Below are 1,234 nucleotides of genomic sequence, written 5' to 3'. Positions count from 1 at the left end.
TGCGCTGGTCGCCGCGGGCCAACAGGCGTTTGCCTTGCTCACACTCCGTGGCCGTCGTCTTGGGCGTCAGATCCATGCCTTGTCTGGCCGCCGCTTCAAGCCCGTTGGAGATCGCCATTTCCCGCGCCACCGCCGCCCGCGACGACGATCCGCCCGGACTTTGGGCCATCGTCTGGAACGGTGCGCCTGCGCACAGAGCGACCAGGGCGAGGCCGGACAGGGCGGGAAGAATCGCTCTGGATTTCGATACGTTCACGACCACCCCTCCACAAGCAAGACGGTTTGGACAATGCAACCGAACGGGCGCGAGGTGGTCGGGCGGCATGCCCCCGACCACCTCATCCCATCGCGTTACCGGCAGGCCGGAGCCCCCATGCTGCCGAGATTGACCTCGGCACAGGACTGGCCGCTGGCATCGACTTTGATCGAGTTCGAGTGGACTTCGGAATTGAACTCCCCGTTGACGCTGCCGCCAGTCAGCGACCCGGCCCGCACGGAGGCGGTCGAGTTGTCGCGGGCCTGGGCCTCGATCGTCCCGATATCGACCTTCGATTGGAATTTTCCGGCGGTCGGCCCGTCGGAGGAGAAGGTACCGCTGGCACCGCCGATCAACCCGCCCACGGCCCCCTTGGCATTGAGGCTGCCATTGGCTTGGGCCAAAGCAAAAGAACTCGACAGGGAGACAAGAGCGGAGATGGCGACAAAAACCGAAATATTCTTGATAGTCACGAGAGCCTCCTTAATGCTATCCGATTCACATATCTGAAAACAAACAAAACATGTTGATTTAATAACTAAAACATTTATTCAGCATAACATATATTTTTAACTCTATTCATAGTATATAATAAAATTCATACGTATGCACCATATATGTTTCATGTTAATATCGTATTTTAGCATCGATCTTTAGTCAACACGATATACGAGATTCTTATTATATCCCACCAATCGCCTCGCGAAAAAATTCCGCCGATTCACTTTATAATTCCCATTGATCCCTAAGATAATTCTTTGTGTATTCATTCATTTGTATTCTTTGACTGCTCCTTCATCCGGCTCTGAGAATCTGTTGGGCAACAGCCTGTCTTCGATGGACGCGAGCCTGGCCGGGATGCGGCCTTCCGCGCGTTCCGCCGGGAGGGTTCAAATGGAACAACGCGCCGCCCTCTCCTGCCGGGACTCCACCGCCGTGAACCGAACCGGTTCAGGCCGTGGCGTGCCGGGCGGGGCG

At 56.1% G+C, this 1,234-nt stretch carries 2 protein-coding genes; both read right to left on the bottom strand.

Translation table 11 applies throughout. From position 1 onward, the window contains the following. A partial coding sequence (locus I71_RS39160; RefSeq protein WP_148294261.1) for a hypothetical protein occupies positions 1 to 325 on the bottom strand: 325 nt, incomplete at its 3' end. 26 nt (positions 326 to 351) lie between these two features. Further along, complete coding sequence (locus tag I71_RS15905; RefSeq protein WP_148294260.1) at positions 352 to 729, bottom strand: hypothetical protein; 378 nt, start codon at positions 727 to 729, stop codon at positions 352 to 354. Positions 730 to 1,234 lie beyond the last annotated feature (505 nt).

Source organism: Azospirillum sp. B506 (assembly GCF_000333595.1).
Classification (GTDB): Bacteria; Pseudomonadota; Alphaproteobacteria; order Azospirillales; family Azospirillaceae; genus Azospirillum.
Note: the sequence above shows the minus strand (reverse complement) of the source record. Positions and strands in the feature narration are given on the sequence as shown.